The following is a 13,810-nucleotide window of genomic DNA, read 5'->3' as shown; positions in this document are numbered from 1 at the left end:
GAGGCACGGTCTGTCGAGGCACGGTCGAGCACCGCGCGCCAGTCGTAGGCGCGGCGGCCGTGCCTGACCTGCTCGACGAGCGCGATCACCACGTAGCGCGGACCCACGACCCGGCCCTGCCAGACGTGGACCAGCTCGTGCACCAGGGTCGGGGTGGCCCGCGGCCGATCGGAACCCGCCGCTGCCGTGCCTGCTACTGCCGTGCCTGCTACTGCCGTGCCCGCCGCCGTGCCCACCACGCCGGGATCGGCGCCCAGGTAGATCAGACCGGGCAACGCGAACGCCCGCGGGTGGGGCACGCCCGGGACGTGCCCGCGGCGGATCATCACCGCCGTCGGGTCGATCGTGTGGCCGAAGAGGTCGCGCAGATCCTCGCGGACCTCCGGCGGCAGGTCGAGCGGTGGGGGAGTCAGGCCCAGGTGGTCGAGGCCCCGGTCGGCGGCGCGGGCGGCCGCCCCGAGCATCCGTCCGAGCAGGTCCGCCGGTGAGTTCATCGGCACGGCAACCTCCGTGGGCTCGACTCCCGGTGGCCCGTGCTCATGTGGTGGCCAGGTCACGGCGGCGGAACCCCACGAATCCCACCACGAGCAGCAGGATCGTGACGAGGCTGATCCCCAGCAGCCCACCCGGGCCGTCCCCGTCACGGGAGACGACGGGCACGTGCCAGAACGGGCTGGCCGCGAGCGCGGCGTCGGGGAGCCTGAAGGTCGGCCCGAGCAGAGTCAGGGCGAAGGATGAGAGCACACCGATCCACGCGGCGGGGCCCACCCGCGGGCGCGCACCCACGACGGCGACCGCCACCGCGACCACCGTCCACACGGCGGGGACGGTCGCCGCGGCCTGGAGGACCGTGGTCCAGAGGGACACGCCGATTCCGGCACCGGCGGCGACTATCGCGATCACCGTGCCGGCGAGCAGGACGTGGACGGCGGGGACCGTCAACGCCAAGCCCACGTTGGCCCCGTAGTACCGGGTGCGGTGGAGCGCGCCCGCCAGGAGTGGTTCGACCCGGTCCTCCATCTCCTCGGTCCGGACCCTGAGCATGATCTGGACCCCCGAGATCGCGGCGATGATCCCCACCAGTCCGAGGATCGTCACGATGAACGCCGAGGTCAGGTCCTCGGGGGTGGTGGCCCCTGCGGCGAGGATCGCGGCGACCGCGGAGTCCTTTGCCAGGACGTCCTGGATCGAGGTGGTGAAGTACCCGAACACCATCCCGAGGACGGCGAACGCGGCGGTCCAGGCCAGGACCGCGCCGCGGTTGAGGCGCACCACCAGACGCCACGGAGTACGGAGTCGTCCGCGATACGGTCCCGGTCGCGGCGCGATGACGGCCTGCCCGAAGTCGCGTCGTGCGTGGAGGGCGGAGGCCACGGCCAGGCAGAGGGCGGTGAACGTGGCGGCGTAGAGGAGCGGCCACCACTGGTCGGCGGTCGCGGGCCGGGTCTCCGTCATCCATCCCAGCGGGTTGACCCGGACGGTCCACGCGGGGGCGTCCAGGGAGTACGCGATACCTCGCAGGAGGTAGAGGATCCCCAGCGTCCCCACCGCGAGCGATCCCGCCGTCCGGGAGTCGGCGCCGAGTTGCGCGGTGACCGCCGCGACGCCGGCGAACATCCAGCCCGACCCGGTGAAGGTCGCTCCCAACAGCATCGAGGACTGCCAGCCGCCGCCGCACAGTCCTGTGACGACCCCGGCGACCACGCCCACCGCGAGGGAGCCGATCAGCGCCAGGCCGACACCGGAGAGAAGTCGGCTCCCACGACCGAGGACCCCCGAGGCCAGGAGTTCGGCCTGCCCGGAGTCCTCCTGACCGCGGGTGGCGCGGATGACGGTGAGGATCGACCCGAGTGCGGTGAAGAACCCGGCGAGTGCGAGTGAGCGCCAGGCGTTGAACCCGTCGACCGTGGCCAGGTCGAAGGCGGGGCCGAAGATGATCCCGAGGGCCGGGTTCGCGCCCACCGCCACGGCGAGTGCCGCCCTCTCCTGCGGATCGGGGAAGAGCCACGGGTAGCCCAGGACCGACGACGCGGACAGGGCGGTGGCGATGGCGATCCACGGCGCGAAGCGGACCCCGTCATGCCGGAGCGAGGCCCGCAGCAGTGGTCCGGTGCCGGTGAGCGTGGCGGTCACGGGGTCACCGCGTCGGCGCCGGAGTCCGAGTCGTAGAGCTCCTGGAAGAGCGACTGGAGCGACGGGGGTTCGACGACGAGCGAGGACAGGCCGTAGGGGGCCAGCAGCGTCATCGCGTCGCCGATCCGGTCCGCGTCGGCGGTGGCGGAGAGTCGATCTCCGTCCACCCGGACGTCGTGCAGGGCGGCGAGCTCGTGTGGTGCGGGGATTCTCTGGAGGGTGGCGTGTATCGAGGTGCGGGCGTCGCCCCGAAGCTCGGTCAGGGTCCCCGTCCGGGCGATCCTGCCGTCGCGGATGATCGAGATCCGGTCCGCCAGGGTCTCCGCCTCGGCCAGGATGTGGCTCGAGAGCAGCACCGCCGTGCCGCGGGCCTTGCTCTCCCGGATCACCTCCTGGAAGACGTTCTCCATGAGCGGGTCGAGTCCGCTCGTGGGCTCGTCAAGGATCAGCAACTCCACATCCGACGCCAGAGCCGCGACGATGGCCACCTTCTGTCGGTTGCCCTTGGAGTACTGGCGCCCGCGCTTGGTCGGATCCAGATCGAACCGCTCGACCAGCTCCCGGCGCCGCTGCTCGTCCAGGCCGCCACGGAGTGAACCCAGCAGGTCGATCGCCTCACCACCGCTCATGCCCGGCCACAGACTGACGTCGCCGGGCACATACGCGAGTCGACGGTGCAGGTCAACGATGTCCCGCCAGGGATCTCCGCCGAGGACCCGGGCCGTGCCGCCGTCGGCCCGCAGGAGGCCCAGGAGGACCCGGATGGTCGTCGACTTGCCGGACCCGTTGGGTCCGAGGAACCCGTGGACGTGACCGGCCTCGACCCGGAGGTCGATCCCGTTGAGCGCGCGGAACCTCCCGAAGGACTTCGTCAGTCCCTCGACGTCGATCACGGGGTCCGATGTCACCGCACTTCTCCTGCTGCCGATCAGCCCGACGGAAAAACAAGTGGGCCCCGGATCCTCACGGATCCGGGGCCACTTCTACTGTCTCGACACAGTGTGCGCGAGGGGGGACTTGAACCCCCACGTCCGTTAATAGGACACTAGCACCTCAAGCTAGCGCGTCTGCCATTCCGCCACTCGCGCGTGCACACCTGCTGACCGGCACCGGCTGGTTCCCGGCTTGGTCGTGCGAGGAATGACATTAGCCGATGCCCGATCGGTGGGACAAATCGGCCCCCTGCCGCGCCGCACGCCGGCCGGTCATCGCTGGTAGACAGAGACGTGACCGGCTGGAGGAGGCCCTCCACACCGTCCGAACCAGGAGGACAACCATGACGCAGTTCCGAGTGCCCGACCCCTACGCCGCCCTTCCGGAGCTGCCCGCGCTCCGGGTGACCAGCGAGTCGTTCACCGAGGGCGCCACCCTGTCCGCCGCCCAGCTCGGTGGCACGATGGGCGTCGACGGCGGGCTGGACAGGTCCCCGCAGGTGAGCTGGACCCCGGGCCCGGAGGGGACCGAGACCTACGTGGTGACCGTCTTCGACCCCGACGCCCCCACGGCGTCGGGGTTCTGGCACTGGTCGGTGGCCAACATCCCGGCCGACGTCACCTCGCTGCCGGAGGGCGCGTGCACGGGGGGCGACACCTCCGGGCTGCCCGAGGGCGCCGTGGTGGTCCGCAACGACGCCGGGTTCAGGGGCTTCGTGGGCGCGGCGCCGCCGGCGGGTCACGGCCCGCATCGCTACATCCTCGCCGTCCACGCGGTGGGCGACCGGATCGACCTCGGTGACGACGCCTCGTGCGCCTACGTCGGCTTCGTCCTCTTCGGGCAGGGCCTGGCCCGGGGCACCACGACCGCGATCTACGAGCAGTAGGACCCCGCCCCGGCGCGGCCCCACCTCAGCGCAGCCCTACCTCACCGCGGAGCCGACGGCCTCCGCCAGGGATCCGAACCCGCCCTGGCGGAGGCGCCGCGCGACGAGCCTGTTGGCGTCCCGGATGAGGTCGGGGCCGGTGAAGATGAACCCGGTGTAGGTCTGGACCAGGTGGGCGCCGTGGGTGATGCGGTCCCACACGTCCTCCGCGGTCTCGACGCCGCCGACGGAGACGATGACCATCCGGTCACCCGCCCGTTCGTGGATCCGGGCGAGCACCTCGCGGGACCGGGCGGCGACGGGCGCCCCGGAGATCCCGCCCGCGCCCAGGGCCTGGACCTGCTCCGCCGGCGTCCTCAGGCCGTCGCGCGAGATGGTCGTGTTGGTGGCCACGATGCCGGCCAGACCGAGTTCCAGGACGAGGTCGGTGACCGCGTCGACGTCCGCGTCGTCCAGGTCCGGAGCGATCTTGACCAGCACCGGGATGGTCGCCACGTCCCGGACGGCGGCGAGGATCGGTCGCAACGACTCGACGGCCTGGAGATCGCGGAGGCCGGGCGTGTTGGGCGAGCTCACGTTGACCACCATGTAGTCGGCGAGGCCGGTGAGCATGGTCGCCGACGCCACGTAGTCCCGCACCGCGTCCTCGGCTGGGACCACCTTGGTCTTGCCGATGTTGATCCCCACCGGGTCGCTGCTGCGGCGCCGGCGGAGGTTGTTGGCCGCGTTCCCGGCACCGTGGTTGTTGAACCCCATCCGGTTGAGGATCGCCCTGTCCTCCACCAGCCGGAACAGCCGGGGCGTCGGGTTGCCGGGTTGCGGAGAGGCGGTGACCGTGCCGACCTCGCTGAACCCGAATCCGATCGCCCCCCACGAGTCCACGGCGGCGGCGTTCTTGTCGAACCCGGCGGCGAGACCCAGCGGACCGGGGAAGCGGCGACCGAGGACGTCCTGCGCCAGGATCGGGTCCCGGACGCCGAGGATCCGTCGCACCAGGGCGCCCAGGGGCGGCACCAGGGTCAGCAGCTTGAGCATCCCGAACGCCAGATGGTGTATCCGCTCTGCGGGAAAGCGGAACAGCACGCTCTTGATCAGCGAGTACACGGTCCTCCTCGGGGGGACGTAGGTGGTCCTTCGATCAGCTCGGCGGCGCGGAGAGCGTGGGGCGGATCAGGTGCAGCCCCTCCCCGTCGGAGGATCCGACGACCACGGTGCCGGACTCCGTGACCACCAGCGAATCAGGCTGCCGGACGGTCGCGATGTCGGCGCGCCGAACCCCGATGCCGTCGCCGAGATCGTACGCCTGGACGGTGTTCGTCCCGGTGGACGTGACCCAGACGAGACCGCCCGCGTCGTCCCCCGCCACCGCCCAGGGCGCCGCGGCCACGGGGAACTGCTGGTGCAACCGGATCGGCGAGGTCGAGTACACGAGGAGGGTCCCGCCGACCGTGTCGCTGGCGACCACGGTCCCCTCCCCGAACGCGGCGAGCATCCCCGCCCCCTTTCCCGCCCGGAGGAGCGGGCCCGCGCCGGTCTCGCCCGGGTCGATGCTCGCGATGATGGTGTCGGGCCGGCTCAGCGCGGTGACCGATCCGTCGCGGGCGACGCTGATCCGGTCCACGGAGTTCAGTCCGGTCACGCGGTTCTGTTCGACCCCCTCGGCGTCGCGGACCACCACGTCCCCGTCGGGGTCACCGGTGAGGATCCGCCCGTCGGCGGTCACGGCCGCCGCGGTGACGGGGCCCAGTCCCGAGATGGTCCGGGCGTCGCCGGCGGGCGTGACCACCACGACGCCGTCCCCATAGGGGACCAGCACCGTGCCGTCGTGGCCGGGCGAGGCCAGCCCCGCTCCCGCGGGCAGGTCCACCGTCGTCTCGGGGATCCACCTGGTCCCGTCCACCCGCCCGATCTCCAACCCGGGCGGATCGTCCACCTGCGCGGCGACCAGGTCACCGATCGCGACCAGCGCGAGGACGGTTCCCAGGGCGGGAACCACCTCGCCCTCGACCGGGTTGGCGACCTGGGGTGACTCCGCAGGCCGTGCGTCGCCCTGCTGGACCTGGTTGAACTCCTCCAGCTGGGACGTCGCGGAGCAGCCCGTCAGACCCACCGCGAGCGCGAGGAGCGCGGCGGGCAGGGCGGTACGGCGGTGGACACGAAGGGGCACGGTGTTCCTCTCGACTTCGGTCCATTGTCCACCACGCGGGTCCCAGGCCCCTGCACAGGGCGGGGCGACTACCCTCACGGCGGTGCGATGACGCACCGGCGAACGCCCCGACGATCCCCCGAGAGAAGGCAGCGCCCGTGATCACAACGGCCCTCGCAGCACCCACGGCGGACGGGATGTCCTGGCTCCAGGTCGTCGTGCTGTCCGTCCTCCAGGGGCTGACCGAATTCCTGCCCGTCTCCTCCTCGGGGCACCTGCGGATCTTCTCCACCTGGTTCTTCGGCGAGGACGCCGGCGCCTCCTTCACGGCCGTGGTCCAGCTCGGCACGGAGGCCGCGGTGCTGGTGTTCTTCTTCAAGGACATCGTGCGCATCCTCGTGGCGTGGTTCCGCGGGGTGGTGGACGCCGGGCGTCGCGCGGACCCCGACTACCGGCTCGGCTGGTACGTCATCGTCGGATCCGTGCCGATCGCCGTGATCGGGTTCGTGGGCAAGGACGTCATCCGCGACGCCGCGCGCAACCTGTGGATCACGGCGATCGTCCTCATCGCCTTCTCGTTCGTCTTCCTCCTCGCGGAGAAGCTCGGCAGGCAGGACCGTCCCGTGGACGGACGGTCGCTCGAGGGTCTGTCGATGAGGGACGCGATCGTCATGGGCCTGGCCCAGTGCCTGGCCCTCATCCCCGGCGTGAGCCGCTCGGGCGGCACCATCTCCGCGGGCCTGTTCCTGGGCATGTCCCGCGAGGCCGCCGCCCGGTTCTCCTTCCTGCTGGCCATCCCGGCCGTCCTCGCCTCGGGCCTGTTCAGCCTCCCCGACGCCTTCGACCCCGCGCAGGGGCAGTCCGCGAGTGGACTGCAACTGCTCGTCGGATCGGCCATCGCGTTCGTCCTGGGATACGCGGCCATCGCCTGGCTCCTGCGCTTCGTCCAGAACCACTCCCTGGCCTGGTTCGCCGGATACCGGATCCTGCTGGGCCTGCTCGTCATGGGGCTGCTCGCGACCGGCACGATCCCCGCCACCTGATCCCCGGCGCCTGACCCGTCACGGGCGGGTGTCGCGTCGGTAGCCTGCTGCCATGACCGTCATCCTGCTCCGCCACGGCCGCTCCACCGCCAACACCGCGCTCACCCTGGCCGGCCGGACCTCCGGGGTCGGACTCGACGACACCGGGCGGACGCAGGCCCGGGACCTCGGCCGGAGGCTCGCCGGCTTGCCGGTGGAGGCCGTGGTCCGCTCTCCCCTCATGCGGTGCCGGGAGACCGTCGAGCCCCTGGCCTCGGCGCTCGGCGTGGAACCGGTGATCGACGAGGGGCTGGTCGAGGTGGACTACGGGACGTGGACCGGCCGGACGCTCTCGGAACTGGCCTCGGAGACCCTGTGGTCGGTGGTGCAGCAACATCCCTCGTCGGCGGTCTTCCCGGGCGGTGAGGCCCTGGCCGACATGGCGACCCGCGCGGTGAACTCGATCCGCGTGCACGACCGCCGCCTTGCCGACGAGGCGGGGCGGGACGTGCTCTGGGTGGCGTGCAGCCACGGGGACGTGATCAAGGCCGTGATCGCCGACGCCTACGGGATGCACCTGGATCACTTCCAGCGGATCGTGGTGGAACCGGCCTCGGTGTCGGTGGTCCGCTACACGCCGCACCGGCCGTTCGTGCTCCGGGTCAACGACACCGGGGGAGACCTGACCAGCCTGCGGGGCGAGCCGGCCGGGCACGTGGGCCACGCCACGGCCGGCCACGCCAGCTCGGACGCGGTGCCGGGCGGGAACGTACCCTGATGATCCGCACCACCCCGCACCCGCTGCCGCGCGCGGCAGCACCGAGAACCACACCAGGGAGACGACCGGCATGAGCAGGGAAGTCCACGAGTTCCGCGATCCGACCCGGTTCGTGGTGGGCACGGTCGGCTCGCCCGGCGAGCGGGTGTTCTTCGTCCAGGCCACGGGGGGCGGCCGCACCGTGTCCGTTCGCTGCGAGAAGCAACAGGCCCAGATCCTCTCCGAGCGCATGGGCGACCTGCTCGACGAGATAGCCGCCAAATCCGACGTCCCCGTCCCCCCGGCCGCCGACGTCGTGGACGACCTCGCGCCGCTCGAGATGCCGGTCGACGCGGAGTTCCAGGTGGGCACGATGGGCCTGGGCTGGGACGGGGAGAAGAACCAGATCGTGGTGGAACTGCTGGCGGTCGATCCGGCGGCGACCGACGAGTCCGTGGTCCTCTCGGACTCGGACGACGCCCCCGATGCGCTCCGGGTGTTCCTCTCCCCGAGCCGCGCGCGCCAGTTCGTCCTCCGCAGCGAGAAGGTCGTCTCCGCCGGTCGCGCCCCCTGCCCGCTGTGCGGCGAGCCGATCGACACCACCGGCCACCTGTGCGTCCGCCTCAACGGCTACCTCCCTCGCTCCGGTGACGCGCTCGCCGGCCTCATCGACCCGTGACGGACCGCCCGGCCGGCCCGGAACTCACCGTCCTGCACCGGATCCCGTCCGGGAGCAACAAGGTCTACCGCTGCGTCGACTCCGAGGGCGCGCACTGGGTCTACAAGCCCTCGGCGGGGGAGCGACCCCTCGTGGACTTCCCCCACGGGAGCCTGGCCTCCCGCGAGATCGCCGCGTACGCGGTGTCCGTCGCCCTCGGCTGGGACCTGGTGCCCGAGACCGTCCTGGCGCACGGCCCCGGGGGTCCCGGGATGGCGCAACGATGGATCGACGAGGCCGACCGTGGAACCTCCGGCCACGACCCGGTGGACGTCCACCCGGTGGGCGACCTCCCCGCCGGCCGCGTCGCCGTCCTCCGGGGCGAGGGGTCACGTGGGGAGGACGTGGTGGTGGCCCACGCCCTGGACGACCGACTCCGCCGCATCGCCCTGTTCGACACGGTCGTCAACAACGCCGACCGCAAGGGCGGCCACGTCCTGGTCGATGCCGCGGGGGTGTTCTGGGCGATCGATCACGGCCTGTGCTTCCACACGGAGCCCAAGCTCCGCACCGTCCTCTGGGGGTGGGCGGGACAGCCGCTACCCCCGGACGACCTCGCCGGTCTGCAGCGGCTGAGTGACGGGCTCGCCGGGGCGGACCCGCTCGGTCGGACCCTGTCCGACCTGCTCTCCGCCGCCGAGATCGCCGCCCTCGGCGCCCGGGTCGCCGCCCTCGTCGACGGCGGGGTGTTCCCCGTCCCCGGACCGGGCTATCCGTTACCCTGGCCGCTCTTCTGACCGAGCCCGGTCTCTAGACTCGGCCGCATGCACTCGTGGTCTTCCCCTGCCGTCCCCACCGTCCCCGGCGACGGCGCCCCCCTGAGGTTGTTCGACACCGCGAGCGGCGAGATCCGTGAGGTCGCCCCCGGCCCCGTGGCGACGATGTACGTCTGCGGCATCACGCCCTACGACACCACCCACCTCGGTCACGCGGCCACCTACCTGACCTTCGACCTGGTGAACCGCCTCCTCCTCGATTCCGGCCACGAGGTCCACTACGTCCAGAACACCACCGACGTGGACGACCCGCTGTTCGAACGGGCGGAGCGCGACGGCGTGGACTGGCGGGAGCTCGGGGACCGCGAGACGGACCGGTTCCGCACGGACATGGAGTCGCTGCGCGTCCTGCCCCCACGGCAGTACGTGGCGGCGACCGAGACCGTCGACGAGGTGGTCGAGATGGTCACCGAGCTGCTCGACCGCGGGCACGCCTACCGCATCGACCCCGCCGTCGACGGGTTCTCCGACGTCTACTACCGGCACCGCGCCACCGAGGACTTCGGGTACGAGTCGGGATACGACCGCGACGAGATGGCGCTCGCCTTTGCCGAGCGCGGTGGCGACCCGGACCGACCGGGCAAGGAACACCCGCTGGACGCCCTCCTGTGGCGCGTGGAACGGCCCGGCGAACCGTCGTGGCCCTCGCCCTGGGGGGCGGGCCGGCCCGGGTGGCACATCGAGTGCTCGGCGATCGCCCGGAACCGCCTGGGGATGGAGTTCGACATCCAGGGCGGCGGCAGCGACCTCGCCTTCCCCCATCACGAGTTCTCCGCCGCGCACGCCGAGGCGGCGACGGGGGAGCGGCCCTTCGCCCGCTTCTACGTGCACGCCGCCATGATCGGCCTCGACGGCGTCAAGATGAGCAAGTCCCTCGGCAACCTCGTGCGCGTGCAGACGCTCCGCGAGCAGGGGGTGGACCCCGCGCTCATCCGCCTCGGGCTGGCCGCCGGCCACTACCGCACGGACAGGTCGTGGACCCGGGACCTGCTCGACGAGGCCCGGGCGCGGTTCGCAAGGTGGAACGAGGCCGTGGCGCGGGTGTCCGGAGCGGACGCGGCGCAGGCGATCTCCGCCCTCCGCGACCGGCTCGCGGACGACCTGGACACCCCCGGGGCACTGGCCGTGATCGACGCCTGGGCCGAGGCGACGCTGAGCGGCGACGACTCCGACCCGGCGGCGGGACCGGCGGTCGCGACTGCGCTGGACGCCCTGCTGGGGATCCCTTCCGTCGGGGGGTGACGGGTCAGTCGGTGTCCGGGTCCTCGTGCCGACCCCGCAGGAAGCGTTCGAACTCGGCGGCGATCGCCTCGCCGTCGACCAGCGGCATCGCGTCCCCGTCGGACGCCCGTCCCCGGTCCGGCTCGGGGTCGATCCCCGCACGGACGCCGGTCTCGTTGTCCACCCGCTCCTCCAGGGTCTGGATGTAGTCCCGCAGGTCCTCGTCCTCCCCGGCCGCGGCATCGACCTTGTCCACCCAGGTCCGGGACCGGACCCGCACCGCGTCCATCGGGATGGCGAGCCCGAGGTCCTCGGCCAGCCAGGACAGCATCGCCTCGGTCCCGAGAGGGTTGGGCGGGGCGGCGACGTAGTGCGGGACGCCGGCCCACAGGCTCGACGTGGGGACGCCCGCCTCGGTGAGCAGCTGCTGCAACACGCCGCTCATCCCCGTCGGCCCCTCGTAGTCGGAGGCCTGGACCCCCATCGCCGTCATCCGCTGGCGGTTGAACGCCGTCCCGGTCAGGGGTACCGGCCGGGTGTGCGGCACGTCGGCCAGGTACGCCCCGAGGAGCACCACCTGTGACACCCCGAGCGTGTCCACCAGGTCCACGAACTCCGAGGCGAAACGCCGCCACTTGAGACCGGGCTCCGGCCCGCGGACCAGCAGGACGTCGTGGGCGAACCCGTCCGGCCTGCACGCCGAGACCACGATCCGCGGCCACTCCACCGATCTCGACACCCCTCCGGAATGCCGGACGATCGGCCGCTGGTCCAGGTAGTCGAAGAACTCGTCGCCACCGATCTCGGCGATCTGGCGGGCCTCCCACGTCAGGGCCAGGTGCTCGATGCTCCCGGTGGCCACGTCGGCCGCATCGTTCCAGCCCTCGAAGGCCGCGAGCATCACCGGGCTCTCGAGGTCGAGGTGCCCGTCGGGAGTCCATTCGACAGTCATCAGTACAGCCTACGTACGTCGCCCTCCGGGCCACCCATACACTGGGGCCCATGTCTGTCGATTTCGATTCGCCCATGTTGGATGCCGCCCGTCGGCGAGTACTGATCGGTGACGGGGCGATGGGCACGATGTTGCAGGCGGTCGACCTCGACGTCGACGCCGACTTCCTCGGGCTCGAGGGCTGCAACGAGATCCTCAACGCCACCCGCCCGGACGTGGTGGGCGAGATCCACCGCGCGTACTTCGCCGCCGGCGCGGACCTGGTGGAGACCAACACCTTCGGGTGCAACCTGTCCAACCTCGGCGACTACGACATCGTCGACCGGATCGGTGAGCTCGCCGAGAAGGGGGCGGCGATCGCCAGGAAGGTCGCCGACGAGATGGGCCCGTCCGAGGACGGGACGCCGCGGATGGTCCTGGGCTCCCTCGGGCCGGGCACCAAGCTGCCCTCGCTCGGTCAGACCACGTTCGAGGAGATGCGCCACGCGTACGCGCAGGCGGCGGAGGGCCTCGCCCGCGGCGGTGCCGACGCCTACCTGGTGGAGACCAGCCAGGACCTGCTGCAGGTCAAGGCCGCAGTCATGGGCTGCCAGGACGGGATGGCGGCCGCGGGCCGCCGGCTGCCGATCATCTGCCACGTCACGATCGAGACCACCGGGACCATGCTCCTGGGGTCGGACATCGGCGCCGCGCTGACCGCCCTGGAGCCGCTCGGCATCGACATGATCGGGCTGAACTGCGCCACCGGGCCCGCCGAGATGATCGAGCACCTGCGCTACCTCACCCGGCACGCCGGGATCCCGGTGTCGGTGATGCCCAACGCGGGTCTGCCCGAGTTGGGCGAGCACGGGGCCGTCTACCCGCTGGGCGCCGAGGCCTTCGGCCCGCAGGTCGCCGACTTCGTCTCGGAGTTCGGGCTCTCCATGGTGGGCGGCTGCTGCGGCACCACCCCCGAGCACATCACCCGCCTGCGGGACGAGGTGCGGGCCCGGGCGAAGGCCGAGCGGAAGGTGGAGCACGTCAACGCCGTCTCGTCGCTGTACACGTCCACCCCGCTGCGGGCCGACGCCGGGATCATCATGATCGGCGAGCGCACCAACGCCAACGGGTCCAAGCGGTTCCGCGAGGCGATGCTCGCCGCCGACTGGGACACCTGCATGGACATCGCCAAGGAGCAGATGCGCGACGGCGCGCAGATGATCGACCTGTGCGTGGACTACGTCGGCCGGGACGGCTCCGGCGACATGCGGGAACTGGCCGGCCGCCTGTCCACCTCCTCGACGCTGCCGATCATGCTCGACTCCACCGAGCCGGAGGTGATCGAGGCGGGGCTGGAGCACCTGGGCGGTCGCTGCGCGGTGAACTCGGTGAACTACGAGGACGGCGACGGGCCGGAGTCCCGCTTCCAGCGGATCATGCGCCTGGTCTCGCGCCACGGCGCGGCCGTGGTGGGCCTGACAATCGACGAGGAGGGGCAGGCCCGGACCGCCGACCGCAAGGTCGAGATCGCCGAGCGGATCATCGCCGACCTCACCGGCAACTGGGGGGTGGCGGAGGACGACATCATCATCGACTGCCTCACGTTCCCGATCTCCACCGGGCAGGAGGAGGTGCGCAAGGACGGCATCGAGACCATCGAGGCCATCCGCCGGCTCACCCAGTCCCACCCGAGGATCCACACCACCCTCGGGCTGTCCAACATCTCGTTCGGCCTCAACCCGGCCGCGCGCCAGGTGCTGAACTCGGTGTTCCTCCACGAGTGCATCCAGGCGGGCCTGGACACCGCCATCGCACACAGCTCCAAGATCCTGCCCATGAGCAAGATCGACGACCGGCAGCGCGAGGTCGCGCTCGACCTGGTCTACGACCGTCGCAGGGAGGGGTACGACCCGCTCCAGGTGTTCATGGAGCTGTTCGAGGGCGTGTCCGCCGCCAGCGCCAAGGACGCGCGGGCGGCCGAGCTCGCCGCCATGCCGCTCATGGATCGGCTCGCGGCCCGGATCGTCGACGGCGAGCGGAAGGGGCTCGAGGCCGACCTCGACGCCGCGATGGCCGAGATCCCCCCGCTGGAGATCATCAACTCGCACCTGTTGAACGGAATGAAGACGGTGGGGGAGCTGTTCGGTTCGGGCCAGATGCAGCTGCCGTTCGTCCTGCAGTCGGCGGAGACCATGAAGACGGCGGTCGCGCACCTGGAGCCCCACATGGAGGCCAGCGACGAGGACGGCAAGGGCCGCATCGTGCTGGCCACCGTCAAGGGCGACGT

The 13,810-nt window shown here is 71.7% G+C and carries 13 protein-coding genes and 1 tRNA gene; 7 read left to right on the top strand and 7 right to left on the bottom strand.

Going from position 1 to position 13,810, the window contains the following annotated elements:
• The 4 genes from B4M60_RS11005 to B4M60_RS10990 form a co-directional block, all read right to left on the bottom strand.
• A partial coding sequence (locus B4M60_RS11005; RefSeq protein WP_291083619.1) for a hypothetical protein occupies positions 1-494 on the bottom strand: 494 nt, incomplete at its 3' end.
• Positions 495-537: 43 nt separating this feature from the next.
• Positions 538-2,133, bottom strand: coding sequence for an ABC transporter permease (locus B4M60_RS11000; protein WP_291083616.1), 1,596 nt, complete (start codon positions 2,131-2,133; stop codon positions 538-540).
• Entirely contained in the window at positions 2,130-3,041 is a 912-nt protein-coding gene (locus tag B4M60_RS10995) for an ABC transporter ATP-binding protein (RefSeq protein ID WP_291083613.1), read from the bottom strand. The genes B4M60_RS11000 and B4M60_RS10995 overlap by 4 nt, the downstream gene beginning before the upstream one ends.
• 94 nt (positions 3,042-3,135) lie before the next feature.
• A tRNA-Leu gene (locus tag B4M60_RS10990) sits at positions 3,136-3,221 on the bottom strand.
• 188 nt (positions 3,222-3,409) lie between these two features.
• On the opposite strand from B4M60_RS10990, the gene B4M60_RS10985 reads away from it, so the two are divergent.
• Positions 3,410-3,952 (top strand): YbhB/YbcL family Raf kinase inhibitor-like protein, encoded by a 543-nt coding sequence (locus B4M60_RS10985; RefSeq protein WP_291083610.1) that lies wholly within the window; start codon positions 3,410-3,412, stop codon positions 3,950-3,952.
• Positions 3,953-3,988: 36 nt separating this feature from the next.
• On the opposite strand, the gene B4M60_RS10980 is transcribed toward B4M60_RS10985, so the two are convergent.
• On the bottom strand, positions 3,989-5,056 hold the full coding sequence (locus tag B4M60_RS10980; protein WP_291083607.1) for a quinone-dependent dihydroorotate dehydrogenase: 1,068 nt from the start codon (positions 5,054-5,056) through the stop codon (positions 3,989-3,991).
• 34 nt (positions 5,057-5,090) lie between these two features.
• Positions 5,091-6,119, bottom strand: a complete 1,029-nt coding sequence (locus B4M60_RS10975; protein WP_291083604.1) for a hypothetical protein — start codon at positions 6,117-6,119, stop codon at positions 5,091-5,093.
• A 176-nt stretch (positions 6,120-6,295) separates the two neighbouring features.
• On the opposite strand from B4M60_RS10975, the gene B4M60_RS10970 reads away from it, so the two are divergent.
• From B4M60_RS10970 to mshC, 5 genes are all read left to right on the top strand, one after another.
• The gene (locus B4M60_RS10970; protein WP_291083665.1) at positions 6,296-7,141 is read left to right on the top strand and encodes an undecaprenyl-diphosphate phosphatase; all 846 of its coding nucleotides are present in this window, start codon (positions 6,296-6,298) and stop codon (positions 7,139-7,141) included.
• Between the two features lie 52 nt (positions 7,142-7,193).
• Entirely contained in the window at positions 7,194-7,898 is a 705-nt protein-coding gene (locus tag B4M60_RS10965) for a histidine phosphatase family protein (protein WP_291083601.1), read from the top strand.
• 70 nt (positions 7,899-7,968) lie between these two features.
• The gene (locus B4M60_RS10960; RefSeq protein ID WP_291083598.1) at positions 7,969-8,556 is read left to right on the top strand and encodes a DUF3090 domain-containing protein; all 588 of its coding nucleotides are present in this window, start codon (positions 7,969-7,971) and stop codon (positions 8,554-8,556) included.
• Positions 8,553-9,332: an SCO1664 family protein gene (locus B4M60_RS10955; RefSeq protein ID WP_291083595.1), complete on the top strand. Its 780-nt coding sequence runs from the start codon at positions 8,553-8,555 to the stop codon at positions 9,330-9,332. The genes B4M60_RS10960 and B4M60_RS10955 overlap by 4 nt, the downstream gene beginning before the upstream one ends.
• A 27-nt stretch (positions 9,333-9,359) precedes the next feature.
• Complete coding sequence (gene mshC, locus B4M60_RS10950; protein ID WP_291083592.1) at positions 9,360-10,613, top strand: cysteine--1-D-myo-inosityl 2-amino-2-deoxy-alpha-D-glucopyranoside ligase; 1,254 nt, start codon at positions 9,360-9,362, stop codon at positions 10,611-10,613.
• A gap of 4 nt (positions 10,614-10,617) precedes the next feature.
• Here mshC and B4M60_RS10945 read toward each other — a convergent pair whose 3' ends face one another.
• Positions 10,618-11,544 (bottom strand): PAC2 family protein, encoded by a 927-nt coding sequence (locus B4M60_RS10945; RefSeq protein ID WP_291083590.1) that lies wholly within the window; start codon positions 11,542-11,544, stop codon positions 10,618-10,620.
• Between the two features lie 50 nt (positions 11,545-11,594).
• On the opposite strand from B4M60_RS10945, the gene B4M60_RS10940 reads away from it, so the two are divergent.
• Positions 11,595-13,810 (top strand): homocysteine S-methyltransferase family protein (locus tag B4M60_RS10940; protein ID WP_291083586.1); only part of this gene is annotated, 2,216 nt, incomplete at its 3' end.

This window comes from Dietzia sp. UBA5065 (genome assembly GCA_002415925.1).
GTDB lineage: Bacteria > Actinomycetota > Actinomycetes > Mycobacteriales > Mycobacteriaceae > Dietzia.
This window is presented reverse-complemented; position numbering and strand designations above follow the sequence as displayed.